The following is a 16,684-nucleotide window of genomic DNA, read 5'->3' as shown; positions in this document are numbered from 1 at the left end:
TGATTTTATAAAGTGATTTGTAAACCAAAAGATAACGTTCTCTGATATGGATAACTTCTTCCGAAGTTACGTGCATCGGCGCTCGTTGAACCACCACTTGTGATAGCTCTTACGTCGATTTCAGGGTCAATGTCCGGTTTTACATTGTCAAATTCGAATAAATTTTCTCCAGTAAAATACACTCTCACATTGCTGATCAATATTTTATTAAGTAGAGATTTTGGTAAAGAATATCCAATTGTTAAAGTTTTCAATCTTAGATATGCCATATTCAATAGGTAACGATCATTCACAGCATAGTTCCATTTAGCCGCTTGTCCGTAAATTGTAGGACGTGGGTAAAACGCATTTGTGTTTTCTGGGCTCCAGTAATCATCTGCACCTTTGTAAAAAGGCTCTCCTGATGTATAACCCGGTAAAACTTGGTTACCCATAGCCCAAAGTTTACGTTCTCCTACACCTTGGAAGAATGCAGAAAAGTCAAAACCTTTGTATTCAGCACCCAATGTAAAGCCATATTGATAACGTGGGAACATATTGCCTATAATTGTCTGATCTCTCGTGTCTTCAGAGCTCTTTGCCGTTGTTATTTTTCCATCTTCATCCAAATCTTTATAAAGTACATCACCCGGTTGTAATGTAATCCCTCCTGAGAATATTTCTGACTGATCAGGTAAACCTGCCTTTAATGTACCATCTGTGTTGAAATCATTTTCCTGAAGAAGTCTGTCAACCTTAAGCCCCCAGATATCACCTAAGCGCATTCCTTTTTTATAATATGTTGTGGAATACCATCCGGTACCATCTCCTCCGTAGGTGGGGACGTTCGTGTTTTCTGCCCATTTAGTTACTTTCGTATAATAGTCTGTTATTTGCCCTCCAAGAGTTATACTCAATCCATTTCCAAAACGGTGATGAAAGTCTACAGCTAATTCCCATCCTGGAGTTTCCAGTTCTCCGAAGTTTTGTTTCGGTGCAGTTGCTCCCAAGGTTAATGGTAGGGTAGATGCTGCTAATACATCTGTAGTTGTACGCTTATACCAGTCAAATGTTACACCTATCTTGTCATCCAAAAAGCGTGCATCTATACCAATATCTATGGTTCTCACACTTTCCCATGTTAAAGAATTATAAGTAACAGTTGGCGTGCCTACAGATGTTGTGTTTTTTCCATTTATAATCCATGAATCCTTTGGATATGCAGTCATTAAAGAACGAAACGCGTTTGCATCTACGTCCTGATTTCCAATTGCCCCGTATGATCCTCTTAGCTTCAAAGAAGAAAGAGCAGGGTAAAGTGCTTTCATAAACGATTCTTCACTAATACGATATCCTACTGATGCAGATGGAAAGAAACGGAACTGATCACCTTGTGGAAACTTGGAAGAACCGTCATAACGTCCGTTTAGTTCAATCAAATATTTGTCTTGAAAAGCATAGTTTATTCTTCCGAAAAAACCGGCTACAGCCCAATGTGTGTGGCTGCTGCTTACCAATTGATCTCCATAAGCAAGATTCAACTCAGGTGCTTCCACACTGTAAAGCCCCTTGCGTTGTGCCGAGATAAAACGATATGCGCTGTTTTCCAAGTTAGAACCAGCCATTCCTTTAAACGCGTGGTCACCTATTGTTTTTGAATAAGTCACAACGGCATTTGTTGTAAACATTTCGGTACGTCCACGCTGTTCCTGTACATAGTCATAGTTTGATGATATGTAATTGCCGTATGAGTTTTCCATTGATTCCAGTGACTTATGCGCCGAAAAAATATCATAAGCTTCTACCTGACCACCAAATTTATTAAAGCGACTATCAGTAGTTGTGTAAGTAAAGTCTAAATCGAAGCTTAGACCTTCGATAGGTGTTGGTGTTAGTGTAATACCTCCTCCCATGCGTAAGTAATCTTTCTGATTATTAGTCATCTGAGCTTGCTCCAATTCTGTCAGCGCACTTCTAAATCCCTTTCCCTCATAAGTTCCATAAGGATACATGGGCTGCCAACGATAAAGGTAGTATAGGTGGTCATATAAGTCTGATGCATACATAAAAGGTTTTTCAATATCTGTTCTTGTATATAAAGCATTAGCTCTGATCTTGACCCAATCATTCAATGTGGAGTTTATCGTGAGACTGGCATTGTAACGATCGTATTTATCTGAATTTACTTTGGTTAAACCATCTTGAGTAAGATAACCTAAATTAAGACCATAACTTGTTTTTCCGTTTCCTCCGCTTACCGATAAATTATGTGTTTGCTGAGGCATCCACTTTTTAATATACATATCATACCAATCCCATGTGCGATAGAAATGCATACCGGTATCATCTATTTCAAAGTCGCGACCGTATTCCATTTCGCGTCCTAATCCTTTGCCGTTACCATATTGTTGCTCCCAGGCTTTCATGCCGTCAATCGTTTTTTGATCAACCACCATATTGCCTACCACATTATAATAATTTGTAGAACCATTACGCATAACCCCTGCAAGATTTATCTCTCCCTGTTGCCATCCGGAAAGTTGATCAGGTGTTTTTGTAGGAGTTCTCCATGCTAAATTTGTTGAATAATTTACCCGTAATTTGTCGTTTACTTTTTTCGCTTTTGTTGTGATCAAAATTACTCCAAATGCAGCCCTTGCTCCATAAATAGAAGAAGATGCTGCATCTTTCAATACAGAAATTGATTCAATATCATCCGGGTTAACTAAACTGATATCAGAAATTTCGACATTGTCTACTAAGATAAGCGGATTTGAATTTCCATTTGGCGAGCCTACTCCGCCACGAATCTTAATATTGGGTGCTGTGCCGATCTCTCCTGATTTGCTTGTAATGGTAAGACCCGGAACAGCTCCTTGTAAAGCACGGCCTACATCAGCAATAGGTCTGCTTTCTATTGTTTTATCTAATTTCACCGATGCCACAGCACCTGTTAAATTCTCTTTCTTCTGCACCCCATATCCAACCACTACGATTTCTTCGACCATTTTGGTGTCTTCTTCGAGTATTATGTTTAATACTTGGCCGGATACGGTGACGGTTTGTGGTTTGTATCCGATGTATGAAAATACCAGTGTGGTGTTTTCGGAGCTAACGTCTAAGGTGTACCTTCCGTCAAGGTCGGTAATTGTGCCGCTGGATGTGCCCTGAACAGAAACACTGACGCCGATTAGTGGTTCGTTGCTTTGGTCGGTTACAATCCCTTCAACTTTTTTTGTGCTTTGCTGCATGATTGCCGAGGGAGCCTCTTCAACCAAGTTAGCCTGCAAATTCCCGTAGCTGACTATTGAAAAAGTCAAAGCTAATGTCAGCATACGCCGCAATGTGTTTGTTGCTGACCCTCTGGATGTTTTCCATGTTACATTCATAGAATTGTTTAAATAATAAGGTTGTTAATCTAAGAATAATAAAAATAAGATTGATTATTTATCCCTCTTCCGAGGATAAGTAATCCTATGCAGTTATCCCACACAGTGTTTATATTTAAGTTTGAAAGTTTTTACACTTTCTTGGTTTTTTTGTATTGGTTCTGTTCGCAAAGCTACCATATTCTTTAATACCGCGAAATATTAATACTAAAAAAGACTATCAGTTAGTAAAAATTAATAATCGGAAACAAAAATTTAACATAATAGGGGTTTTGGTGCCGGACTATTGGTTCGACAGGTATGGATATTTTTCTTTAACTATACTATATTTCTCTTTTTATATCCTTTATTTTCTTTTTTCTATATCTGTGGAAAAACTTTACTACATATATAGAAAAGTTTTTCCATATATATAGAAAAAGCGTTCAACAACTGTGGAAAAAGAAAAATATCCTTTATGAATGTGTTTATAATCTTTATATATAATGAAATAACCTTCTTGTGGGCTTGTTTGCTTTGACGATACCTGAGAAAGACGATTCGGGTTTGTTTTATGTGGTTTGTTTTGTTAATTAAAAAGCGCATATATTAAAATATCTAATTATTTGTTGATGATACGTAAAGAATTCTATCTTTGTTGGTGTTCTTGTAAAAAAGAACCGTATTTGTTAATCTTTGTGTCGATTTAGATTGATTGATACAACGTATTTTAATTGTACTGCCTGTTTTAATAATAAAACGATATATCTTTGAGTATACATTATATTGAGATAGCTATATATGAACAATTTGTCTGCCATCTTACTGTTTATTTTGCTTTTCGCCGGTCACGTTATTCCGGTTAAAGCACAGACTTTCTCTTCGGACGTGAAAGGTGCGATTTCTCATCGTTTAGATTCGCTGCTTCGCAAAGATTTAGCAATAGGAGAAATCATTATTGATTCGGTTGTGATTTCCGACCGGAAAAAAGAAGTAAAGTTCTTTGCGAATATGAATTGTTCTTACGTTCCGTTTCGTCCGGACAATGTGGATGCTGCTTATCGTTTAGTCAATTCCTGTTTGCCGAAACCTTATTCCCGCTACAAAACAGCGTTGTACACCGACGGACGGTTAATTGAAAACCTGATACCGCTATTATATAAGGAAAAGAAAGAGCAACGGAAGGCACAAACCTTTACACATAAAAAAGGAACGGCGTTAGTCACCAGACTTTCTACACCCAATCAACCGGAGGCCGGTTTGCAAAACAGACATATTGCTTTATGGCAAAGTCATGGTTATTACTATGAATCGAAACTAACACGTTGGGAATGGCAGCGCGCCCGGATATTTCAAACAGTGGAAGACCTCTATACCCAAGCGTATGTATTGCCCTATTTGGTTCCGATGTTGGAAAATGCAGGAGCAAACGTGTTGATTCCCCGCGAGCGTGATGTGCAAAAACAAGAAGTAATTGTTGACAACGATGGCGTTTTAGACCAAACGTCGACTTATACCGAACATAGCGGTGAGAATTTGTGGCAAACGGGAAGCGAAGTAGGCTTTGCGCATTTGAGGCAATCGTATAAGGATTTTGAAAATCCCTTTAAGGAAGGTACATTCAGACAGATAAACAGTATCCGGAAAGGCAAGGAGAGTACAGCCGAGTGGATTCCCAACCTGCCCGAAAAAGGATCTTATGCTGTTTACGTTTCCTATAAAACGCTTAAAAACAGTGCGGATGATGCGCTCTATACCGTATTTCATAAGGGTGGCAGCACACAATTTCGGGTAAACCAGCAAATGGGAGGGGGAACCTGGATTTATTTAGGTCATTTTAGTTTTGAAGAGGGGCAAAATCCTTCCGGAAAAGTAGTGCTTTCCAATCTATCGTCAAAAGCCGGCAGAATGGTTACCGCCGATGGCGTGAAGTTTGGTGGCGGAATGGGAACAATTGCCCGCCGGGTTGCTGCCGATAACCAAGTTTCTGAAAATGTAAAAAGTTCGGAAAGCGATGCAAACAAGGACGTGAAAAATATACCATCGGTAGATTATCCATACGAAACCAGTGGTTATCCGCGTTTTACCGAGGCTGCCCGTTATTGGATGCAATGGGCAGGTGTGCCGGATAGCGTCTACTCAGACAGTCAGGGCGTGAATGATTATACCGATGATTATAAATCACGCGGAAAATGGGTGAACTATATATCGGGTGGATCTGCGGTAAATCCGGATCAACCAGGGCTACATATTCCGATTGATATGGCATTCGCGTTTCATTCGGACGCCGGTACTACCGGAAATGATTCAATCATCGGAACGTTGGGAATCTTTTGTACAGCTTCGGGAGATGGAACTTTCGCGAATAAAGCATCCCGTTATGTGTCTCGAGACCTGAATGATCTGATTCAATCTGCTATCGTAGACGATATCCGCGCGCTGTACGAACCGGAATGGAGCCGGCGAGGCATGTGGAATAAATCGTACAACGAAGCACGCGAACCGAATGTGCCGACTATGTTGTTAGAGTTGCTTTCGCATCAGAACTTTGCTGATATGCGCTATGGTCTTGATCCGAGATTTCGCTTTACGGTGAGTCGTTCCATCTACAAAGGCATTCTGAAGTTTATCGCTTCACAATATAAACAGGATTATGTGATTCAGCCTTTGCCCGTTGATCATTTGAATTTGCGTTTTGTTTCAGAAAATGAAGTAGAACTGAAGTGGCAGGCCGTAGAAGATGTACTTGAACCTACCGCAAAAGCGGAAAAATATATTGTATACACCCGGATGGGGGATGAGGCTTTCGATAATGGACAGCTTGTAGAAGGAAATGTGTTCCGTGCGAGCCAATCACCGGGCATCATTTACAGTTATAAAGTAACCGCCGTTAATCGGGGTGGTGAAAGTTTCCCCTCCGAGATTCTTTCTGCCGGAAAAGTATTGAATGAAAAAGGGAAGGTACTTGTTGTTAACGCATTTAACCGTGTAAGTGCTCCTGCCGATTTTGTTACCGATAGTCTGTCCGGCTTTTTGGATCAGGTAGATCACGGGGTGCCTTACCTGAACGATATCAGTTATATAGGCAGTATGACCGAATTTCGGAAGCATATTCCCTGGATGGATGATGATGCCGCCGGATTCGGAGCCAGTCGCGCGAATTATGAAACGATGGTTGTTGCCGGAAATTCGTTTGATTATCCGGCTTTACACGGGGCTTCGCTAATGAAAGCCGGGTATTCGTTTGTTTCATGCAGCGACGAATCGGTAGAACAAGGGCAGGTTCGGTTAACAGATTATAGCATTACGGACTGGATTCTGGGAAAAGAATGTAAAACGAAAATAGGCAGGGGGAATATTCATCCACGGGAATTTGCCGTGTTTTCGCCCGAAGCCAGAAAGGCGATAACCGACTATTGTGAGGGTGGCGGAAATTTATTTGTGTCTGGTGCTTATGTAGGAACAGACCTTTGGGACAACGGTCCGGCAGATGAGGAAGGTATTGCATTCGCAACCCGGGTGTTGAACTATAAATGGCGCACCAATCTGGCCGCTATTACGGGTAGTTTCAAAAGTGTAGCTTCTCCGTTTACTGCATTTTCCGGCACTTATAACTGGCATAATACGCTGAATGAAGAGTCTTATGTGGTTGAATCTCCCGATGGTATCGAGCCGGCTTCTCCCAACGCGTTTACGATTTTCCGCTATTCGGAAAACAACCTGAGTGCCGGAGTGGCTTACAAGGGTGATTATAGAACCTGTGTGCTGGGGATACCTTTTGAATCGGTTAAAACACAGGATGCCCGGGATCGGCTGATGCAAGCCGTACTGACTTTTTTTGATGAAAAATAAAAACCTAAAGAATAAAAATAGAATTGACATGAAAAACAGGATTGATTGCTTTATTCCGTACGCCGGAGAAGCGCAAATAAAACAAACATTAGAAGGACTGAAGGCTTTTGAATCAGTGGGTTCCATTTATATTCTGGCTTCCGAAGGAATCTCAGGAAATACGTATGCCGGTTGTCCTGTAATCAAAATAGATTCGCTTCGTTCAACAGAAGCGATTAAATCGATCGCGTCAAACGCAAAAGCCGACTATACATTAATCTATACAAAGCAAACTGTTTTGGCACTTGGTTATTTCGCTCTGGAACGTATGGTACGCATTGCGGAAGACTCCGGCTCCGGTATGGTTTACGCAGATCATTACAAACTTTGTGGAACTGACCGCAAAAATGCTCCTGTGGCGGATTATCAACAAGGTAGTCTGAGAGACGATTTTGATTTTGGTTCGGTTATGCTATACAATACCGAAGCCCTGAAAAAAGCCGTTCAACGCATGGATGTAGATTATCTTTATGCCGGATTATATGATTTGCGTTTGAAAGTTGCTCAATCAGAAGCGTTAGTACATATCAACGAATACCTCTACACCGAAATAGAAGAAGACCTGCGTAAGAGCGGCGAAAAAATGTTTGATTATGTTGATCCGAGAAATCGCGCCGTGCAGATTGAAATGGAAAAAGCATGTACCGAACACCTGAAGGTAGTAGGCGGTTACCTTGCCCCTCAATTCAAATCGATAGCTTTCGATTCCGGTGATTTTGAATATGAAGCATCGGTGATTATTCCGGTAAGAAACAGAATACGTACGATTGAGGATGCCATCAATTCTGTTTTGAAGCAAAAAACGACATTCGCATTCAACCTGATCGTAATAGATAACCATTCGACCGATGGAACAACGGAGGCAATTCGAAAATATGCCGGCGACAGTCGTTTGGTACATATCCTGCCCGAACGTGGAGATTTAGGAATCGGAGGATGCTGGAATCAGGGTGTTCATCATCCTGCGTGCGGTAAGTTTGCCGTGCAATTAGACAGTGATGATTTGTATAAGAATGAAAACACCTTACAAACAATGGTGGATGCCTTCTACGAACAAAATTGCGCGATGGTAGTAGGAACGTATGAAATGACCGATTTCAATCTGAATACAATTCCTCCCGGTGTAATCGATCATAAAGAATGGACGCCGGACAACGGACGCAACAATGCCTTGCGTATAAATGGCTTAGGTGCGCCGAGAGCATTCTATACACCGGTACTTCGAGACATTAAAGTGCCGAATACGAGCTATGGAGAAGATTATGCCCTTGGGTTGGCTATCTCCCGGCAGTATCAGATCGGGCGTGTGTATGATGTGGTTTATCTTTGCCGCCGTTGGGATGATAACTCGGACGCGTCGTTGGATATTGTAAAACAAAACAATCATAATACATATAAAGACCGTATCCGCACTTGGGAATTACAGGCGCGAATCGCATTGAACAGAAAGAATAAATGAAAGAAGCGATAAAACATTTGTTTGACGCACAACTGTGTGACTGGGAGATGGCTGCAAAGAATTACGCGGCCTTGGAAGAGGTGCGCGAAAAGACCTTTGCCATCTCCGGCAATACCATTCGGGTGCAATTTAATCCGGCCCGGATTGTTTCTTCTGCGGCAAAGGTAGACGCGAAGTCTATTCAGGCAAGAGCCTGTTTCCTTTGCGGTGCAAATCGTCCGGCAGTACAGACCGGAATTCCTTTTCAGGCAAAATACACGATTCTGATCAATCCGTTTCCGATATTTCCCCGCCATCTTACCGTCCCTTCCGTATTGCATACTCCGCAACGCATAGCCGGACGCATGATGGATATGTTGGAATTGGCCGAAACGTTGGAAGATTATGTGATTTTCTATAACGGACCTCGTTGCGGTGCTTCCGCTCCGGATCACATCCACTTTCAGGCCGGTAATAAAGGGTTTCTCCCTTTTGAATCAGCATGGAAACAGACCAGTTCATTACTTTCCGAAACAAAACGCGGCCTTATCTGGAAAATAAGCGATAACTTGCGCCGTGGTTGGGTGATAGAGGGAAGTGATAAGCTCAATGTCTGTTTATTGTTTGATACTGTTTATCAGTTATTGAACGAACTTCCTACTACCGATGAACCGATGATGAATCTACTCGCCTGGTTTGAAAAAGGAAAGTGGATCGTGGTGGTGTTCCCGAGAAAGAAACACCGTCCGGATTGTTTTTTCAGGGAAGGGGAAGACCAACTAACCATAAGTCCGGCCTCTGTAGATTTGGGTGGCGTATTTATCACCCCGTTGGAGAAAGATTTCAACAAGATCACTTCTGATAATATCACTGAAATAGTAGATGAGATTTGTATAGATAAAGTAAACGAAGAAGATATAAGTAACCGATTAAAAGAACTATTATGAACGAAAAACGACAGAAATCACCCTGGTATTGGGTTCCTTCTCTTTACTTTTCGGAAGGATTACCGTATGTCGCAGTAATGACCATTGCTGTTATTATGTATAAGCGTATGGGATTGGGCAATGCCGAAATTGCCTTATACACCAGTTGGCTATATCTTCCGTGGGTGATCAAGCCGTTATGGAGTCCGTTTGTTGATCTGGCGAAAACCAAGCGTTGGTGGATTGTTACTATGCAATCATTTATCGCAGTTGGCTTCGCTGGAATCGCTTTCTTTATACCGACCGACTATTACTTACAATTAACGTTGGCGTTTTTCTGGTTGCTGGCTTTTTCGTCTGCTACGCATGATATCGCGGCAGATGGCTTTTATATGCTGGGACTTAAGGAAGGGGAACAATCTTTCTTTGTTGGCATTCGTAATACTTTTTATCGTTTGGCAATGATCTTCGGTCAAGGTGTTTTAGTTGCTTTTGCCGGATTTATGGAAAACCGGGATGGGAATATTCCGCTTGCCTGGTCGATAACGTTCTTTCTGCTTGCCGGTATGTTTCTGGCCATGTCTTTGTATCATAAAGCGGTGTTGCCAAAACCGGCTGAGGATATTTCGCATGGTGAACTGTCACCCGGTAAACTGCTTCGTGATTTCTGGACTACCTTTGTGTCGTTCTTTACAAAGAATGATATAGGTTTGATTCTTTTCTTTTTATTGACCTACCGTTTAGGAGAAGCACAGTTGCTGAAGTTGAGTTCGCCGTTTATGCTTGACCCTGTTTCTGCCGGAGGACTCGGATTGGATACGGCTACGGTAGGATTGGCATACGGTACCTTAGGTGTAGCGGCTTTATTGGCCGGAGGCATATTGGGCGGCGTTGTTATTTCACGCGATGGGTTTCGTAAATGGATCATACCAATGGCTATCTTTTTAAATGTTACGGATTTGTTCTATGTGTACCTGTCCGTGGTTCAACCCGAAAGTATAATCTTTATCACCTCTTGTATCGTGTTGGAGCAGTTAGGTTATGGCTTTGGATTTACGGCTTATACGCTCTTTCTGATCAAGATTGCCGATGGCGAATTTAAAACAGCACATTATGCGATTGGAACAGGTTTTATGGCTTTAGGCATGATGCTGCCCGGAATGATTGCCGGTTGGTTGCAGGAAATGATGGGTTATACAACGTTCTTCTGGTGGGTATGTATTTGTACGCTGCCGGGTATATTCGCGGCAGTTTTAGTACGAAAAACGATCAATCCAGAATTTGGTAAAAATAAAAAATGATGATATTAAAATTAAAATTAATTGGATTAGCATGTTGCTTATTCATCTCCGGACAAGTTTTCGCTAAGCAGGTGAAAACCGGAATAGAGGTGCTGAAAGAACAAAACTTCAAATGTCTGGAGGGAAAACGCGTTGGATTAATAACGAATCCGACCGGGGTGGATAATAAACTGAAATCTACAATAGATGTACTGCATGACGCGCCAAATGTGAAATTAGTCGCGTTGTACGGACCTGAACATGGCGTGCGTGGAGATATTCATGCCGGAGATAAAGTGGATAACTCTGCCGACGCATCGACCGGGCTACCTGTATTTTCGTTATATGGAAAAACACGTAAGCCAACGCCGGAGATGTTGAAAGGTATTGACGTGTTGGTTTATGATATACAAGATATCGGCTGTCGATCATTTACTTATATCAGCACAATGGGGTTAGCGATGGAAGCTGCCGCGGAGAATAATATTGAGTTTATCGTTTTGGATCGTCCGAATCCTTTGGGAGGTTTAAAAGTAGAAGGAAACTTGGCGGAAGAAGGGTATTTCTCTTTTGTAAGTCAGTATCCTATCCCTTATCTATACGGCTTGACATGCGGTGAGCTGGCCTTGATGTTGAATGGAGAAAAAATGCTGAAAGGACAATGCCGCTTGCAGGTGATTAAGATGAAAGGCTGGAAGCGCAAAATGACCTATCCGGAAACTAAGCTACAGTGGATCCCGTCTTCACCTCATATTCCGCATCCTCATTCGTCTTACTTTTATCCGGTCAGTGGTATTCTGGGTGAATTAGGATATGTATCTATTGGCGTAGGTTATACAATCCCATTCCAGATGTTTGCTGCTCCATGGATTGAAGCAGATAAATTCGCGAAAAGTCTGAACGCGTTGCAACTACCGGGTGTTACTTTTCGTCCTATGCATCTTAAGCCTTTTTATTCTGTAGGAAAAGGAGAACTTCTGCAAGGCGTGCAAGTACATATAACGGATTACGAGAAAGCCGCACTAAGTGAAATCCAGTTTTATGTGATGCAGGAAATCGCCGTACGCTATCCTGATAAAGCGGTATTCGATCATGCGGATACAGATCGCTTTGCTATGTTTGATAAGGTTAGTGGTTCAAATAAAATACGTGAGTTGTTTACAGAAAACAACAAAGCATCTGATGTGCTCGCCTATTGGAATAAAGATGCCACCGCCTTTAAAAAGCTTGCTAAGAATTATTATTTATACAGATAAATGAATAAAGCGGATAAATATACGGACTTCCTTAAGGAGATACAGACGTTTGTTCCTGAAGAACGTATCTACACAGATGAATTGCGTCGTTTAGCCTGGGGAACTGACGCAAGTTTCTATCGTTTGATTCCTCAGATTGTGATCCGTTCGGTCAATGAGCAAGAGGTTAGTTCGCTATTGGCCGTGGCTGATAAACAAGGATTGCCGGTTACTTTTCGGGCTGCGGGAACAAGTTTATCCGGGCAAACATTGAGCGATTCTATCCTGATCGTGGCCGGAAAATACTGGGAGAACTATACAATTGAACAGAATGGAGAAGTGATCCGCATGCAACCGGGACTGATCGGTCAGCGTGTGAATGAAATACTTGAGCCCTTCGGACGTAAATTCTCTCCCGATCCCGCGTCAGTGAAAAGTGCCATGATCGGTGGTATTATTATAAATAATGCTTCGGGAATGAACTGCGGAACGCATGCGAATAGCGATAAAGTTTTACTTTCGGCTCGTATCGTTTTCCCTGACGGAACAGTGTTGGACACCGGAAATAAAGAGAGTCGTGCCGGCTTTATCGCAAAGAAACCCGACTTTATTCGTAAAATAGAGGAATTAAGGGATAAGATCCGCTCGAATAAATCGTTGGAGGAGCGTATCCGGAAGAAATATTCCATTAAAAATGTAACAGGACTTAATCTGTTGCCCTTCATCATCTATGATGATCCGTTTGATATTATTACTCACTTGATGGTTGGATCGGAAGGAACGTTGGCTTTTCTTTCGGAGGTTGTGATGAAAACAGAACACGACTATCCTTATAAGGCCAGTGCAATGCTTTACTTTGAAGATATCAAGGAAGCTTGCCGTGCGGTAGTAGCCATGAAAGATTTGCATAACGGAGAAGGTGAATGGATTGTGAAAGGAGCAGAATTGCTCGACAGTAAGTCGCTGGAGTCTGTAAAAGATCCGGCAGGAAAAGGACTTACTGCGGTTCTGACCGAAACTAAAGGAGATTCGGCAGAAGAATTGACTATAAATATAGACGCGATTACCAATTGTTTGTCCGCCTTTAAATTATTTACCCCTCCTCACTTTACTACAAAAGAAGAAGAATATGCTCCCTATTGGCAAATTCGTTCAGGCATATTCCCTTCAGTAGGAGGAACTCGTGAGCCGGGTACTACTTGTTTGATCGAAGATGTTGCATTTCCGATTCAACATCTGCCAGAAGCTACAGCCGAATTACAAGCCTTGATTGCTAAGCATGGATATTCGGACGGGTGTATCTATGGGCATGCACTGGAAGGAAATTTCCACTTCATCATTAACCAATCTTTTTCGGATCAAAAAGAGATCGATCGTTATGACGCATTGATGAACGATGTGATTAAATTAGTTGTGGATAAATACGATGGTTCGTTAAAAGCGGAACATGGTACCGGAAGAAATATGGCTCCGTTCGTTCGTTATGAGTGGGGCGATGATGCCTGGGCGATGATGCAGGAGGTGAAACGTTTGTTTGATCCGAAGAATCTGCTGAATCCGGGTGTTATCTTTAATGATGACCCGCAATGTCATCTTCGTAACTTAAAGCCACTGCCGTTAACGAACCCTGTCGTAGATAAATGTATCGAATGTGGTTTTTGCGAGATCAATTGCCTGACAGCCGGCTTTACACTCTCGTCTCGCCAGCGTATTATCATTCAACGGGAGATTTCCCGTTTGAAAGCGACCGGCGAAGATAATAAACGCCTGCAAGCTTTGATCAGTGATTTTCGCTATCTCGGCAATCAAACCTGCGCAGGCGACGGACTTTGCGCTACCTCTTGTCCGATGCATATTAATACCGGTGATTTAACGCATCAGCTCAGAGCCGAAGAATTATCACCCTTTGCGCATAAAGTAGGTGCTTTTACTGCCGATCATTTGTCGTCTATCAAACAAGGATTGCGCCCGGTACTTGAATTGGCGGATATGGCGCATGTAATATTGGGTACTCCCGTTTTAGGAGGGATAACAAGTGGATTGCACAAGATGACAGGAATGCCGCTGTGGACTCCGGCTATGCCCAAAGGATATCGACTGAAGAAAAAGAAATTACGTGATTTTACAGCTCCGCTAAAAGTAGTTTACTTCCCCAGCTGTATTAATCAGGCGATGGGTACAGCCCGTCGTTCACCCGATGAAACGCCTCAGGTGAACAAAATGATCTCCCTGTTGAACAAAGCCGGTTACGAAGTGCTCTTTCCTGAAAACATGGATAACCTTTGTTGCGGTACAATATGGGAAAGCAAAGGAATGGAAGAAATAGCCGATCGAAAATCGGCCGAATTAGAACAAGCACTACTCAAGGCAAGCGAACAGGGTAAATATCCTGTTTTATGTGATCAAAGCCCTTGTCTTTACCGCATGCGGCATACGATGAAGCAACTGAAGCTTTACGAGCCTGTAGAATTTATAAACACCTTTTTATTGGATAAGTTAACGTTTAAGCAGACAGATACACCTGTGGCTGTACATGTAACCTGTTCGATGAAGAAAATGGGACTGGGAGATCAGTTAATTGCTTTGGCTAAACGTTGCTCTTCCCGGGTGCTGGTGCCTCAGGAAGTGGGCTGCTGTGGATTTGCCGGAGATAAAGGCTTTACGCATCCCGAAGTAAACAATTATGCATTACGCAAATTACACCCTCAGATTGAAGCTGCAGGTGTGAAAATCGGTTACTCAAACAGTCGTACCTGTGAGATCGGTTTAACTACAAATGCCGGGATACCTTATGTATCAATCGTGTATTTAGTAGATCAATGTACGGAATCAAACACAAAACAAGTAACAAAATTAAAGGAGTTAGAAAAATGATATTGATAGCAGATAGCGGATCAACAAAGACTGATTGGAGCGTAGTTGAAAAAGGAAAGCTTGTAAAATCTGTTCTTTCTAAAGGAATTAATCCTTTTTTCCAGACAGAACAGGAAATAGCCGAAGAACTAAAAACTTCACTATTGCCCGAATTGAACGGACATTCCGTGCAATCCGTTATTTTTTATGGAGCGGGCTGTATTCCCGAAAAACAGCCGGTAGTAAAGAACGCGATTACCCATATTCTTCCGGCAAGCCGAATTGAAGTAAATACAGACTTATTGGCTGCGGTTCATGGCGTTTGTGGAAACGAAGCGGGGATTGTTTGTATTATGGGAACAGGCTCAAATTCTTGTTTCTACGACGGGCAGGAGATCGTTTCCAATGTATCACCATTGGGATTTATCCTTGGAGATGAAGGCAGTGGAGCCGTATTAGGAAAACTTCTTGTGGGGGATGTGTTGAAAAATCAACTATCCGTGCAACTCAAAGAAAAGTTCCTTAAACAATTTAACCTTACTATGCCTGAAATTATTGATCGTGTCTATCGCAAACCATTTCCGAATCGTTTTCTGGCCGGATTTTCACCTTTTCTTGCCGAAAATATCGATGACCCACAAATACGGGCTATTGTGGAAGGAAGTTTCCGGGCCTTCTTTAAACGCAATGTAATGCAGTACGATTATCAATCCTATCCCGTTCATCTGGTAGGTTCGGTTGCGTTCTATTATCAGGAGGTGCTAAAAGAAGTGGCAACAGCGTGTGGCATACAAATCGGTCGAATCATGCGTCAGCCCATGGAAGGACTTATTTCTTATCATTCGGAAAAATAAAATAAACAAGAATTATGGCTTTTGAAAAAGTATCTGAACAGTCGTCGCTCTATAGTGATCTGGAAAAGAAACCAATACGTGAATTATTAGAAGATATAAATACAGAAGATCAGAAGGTTGCTTTAGCCGTACAAAAGATCATTCCTCAAATAGAGAAACTTGTTTCTCAGATTGTGCCCCGTATGCAGCAGGGAGGACGTCTTTTTTATCTTGGTGCAGGTACCAGCGGACGTTTAGGTGTGTTGGACGCTTCGGAAATACCACCCACATTCGGTATGCCGCCGACACTGATTATCGGATTAATAGCCGGAGGAGAAAACGCTTTGCGAAATCCGGTGGAAAATGCGGAAGATGATATGGAACGAGGATGGCAGGAGTTGACCGAACATCAGATTTCCGATAAAGATACAGTTATAGGTATCGCAGCTTCGGGCACTACACCTTATGTGATCGGTGCATTACGCGAAGCCCGCAAAAATGGAATTCTGACGGGATGTATTACCAGTAATCCCGATTCCCCTATGGCCGCAGAATCTGACGTAGCGTTAGAAATGGTTGTGGGTCCGGAATACGTAACCGGAAGTTCCCGAATGAAATCCGGAACAGGGCAAAAAATGATCTTGAATATGATCTCCACAAGTGTGATGATCCAACTTGGAAGAGTAAAAGGAAACAAAATGGTCAACATGCAGTTAAGCAATCAAAAATTAGTTGATCGTGGAACCCGTATGATCGTAGAAGAATTAGGGCTTCCTTACGAAAGAGCCAAATCCATGCTACTGTTGCATGGCTCAGTGAAGAAAGCAATAGATGCTTACAAAGGGAGCATCTGAACTTGATTTAGCTTTGTACGGGCGAAA

At 42.1% G+C, this 16,684-nt stretch carries 9 protein-coding genes; 8 read left to right on the top strand and 1 reads right to left on the bottom strand.

Annotation, left to right across the window (positions count from 1 at the left end; translation table 11 throughout):
* Positions 1-5: 5 nt before the first annotated feature.
* On the bottom strand, positions 6-3,368 hold the full coding sequence (locus tag B9Y81_RS11350; protein ID WP_085537040.1) for a SusC/RagA family TonB-linked outer membrane protein: 3,363 nt from the start codon (positions 3,366-3,368) through the stop codon (positions 6-8).
* A 780-nt stretch (positions 3,369-4,148) separates the two neighbouring features.
* Here B9Y81_RS11350 and B9Y81_RS11340 point away from each other — a divergent pair.
* From B9Y81_RS11340 to murQ, 8 genes are read left to right on the top strand one after another with little or no spacing between them, the layout of a single operon-like run.
* Positions 4,149-7,199, top strand: coding sequence for a golvesin C-terminal-like domain-containing protein (locus tag B9Y81_RS11340; protein WP_085537038.1), 3,051 nt, complete (start codon positions 4,149-4,151; stop codon positions 7,197-7,199).
* A gap of 28 nt (positions 7,200-7,227) precedes the next feature.
* Positions 7,228-8,697, top strand: a complete 1,470-nt coding sequence (locus B9Y81_RS11335; RefSeq protein ID WP_085537037.1) for a glycosyltransferase family 2 protein — start codon at positions 7,228-7,230, stop codon at positions 8,695-8,697.
* Complete coding sequence (locus B9Y81_RS11330) at positions 8,694-9,623, top strand: DUF4922 domain-containing protein (protein WP_085537036.1); 930 nt, start codon at positions 8,694-8,696, stop codon at positions 9,621-9,623. The genes B9Y81_RS11335 and B9Y81_RS11330 overlap by 4 nt, the downstream gene beginning before the upstream one ends.
* Positions 9,620-10,903 carry an MFS transporter gene (locus B9Y81_RS11325; RefSeq protein ID WP_085537035.1) on the top strand — a complete coding sequence of 428 codons (1,284 nt, stop codon included), beginning with the start codon at positions 9,620-9,622 and terminating at the stop codon, positions 10,901-10,903. The genes B9Y81_RS11330 and B9Y81_RS11325 overlap by 4 nt, the downstream gene beginning before the upstream one ends.
* Entirely contained in the window at positions 10,900-12,138 is a 1,239-nt protein-coding gene (locus B9Y81_RS11320; RefSeq protein WP_085537034.1) for an exo-beta-N-acetylmuramidase NamZ family protein, read from the top strand. The genes B9Y81_RS11325 and B9Y81_RS11320 overlap by 4 nt, the downstream gene beginning before the upstream one ends.
* Positions 12,139-14,991, top strand: coding sequence for an FAD-binding and (Fe-S)-binding domain-containing protein (locus B9Y81_RS11315; RefSeq protein WP_085537033.1), 2,853 nt, complete (start codon positions 12,139-12,141; stop codon positions 14,989-14,991).
* The gene (locus tag B9Y81_RS11310; protein WP_085537032.1) at positions 14,988-15,824 is read left to right on the top strand and encodes an ATPase; all 837 of its coding nucleotides are present in this window, start codon (positions 14,988-14,990) and stop codon (positions 15,822-15,824) included. Before B9Y81_RS11315 ends, B9Y81_RS11310 begins: the two co-directional genes overlap by 4 nt.
* 14 nt (positions 15,825-15,838) lie before the next feature.
* Positions 15,839-16,657: an N-acetylmuramic acid 6-phosphate etherase gene (gene murQ, locus B9Y81_RS11305; RefSeq protein ID WP_085537031.1), complete on the top strand. Its 819-nt coding sequence runs from the start codon at positions 15,839-15,841 to the stop codon at positions 16,655-16,657.
* The last annotated feature ends 27 nt before the right edge of the window (positions 16,658-16,684 follow it).

The sequence above is a fragment of the Massilibacteroides vaginae genome (genome assembly GCF_900178525.1).
Classification (GTDB): domain Bacteria; phylum Bacteroidota; class Bacteroidia; order Bacteroidales; family Tannerellaceae; genus Massilibacteroides; species Massilibacteroides vaginae.
Note: the sequence above shows the minus strand (reverse complement) of the source record. Positions and strands in the feature narration are given on the sequence as shown.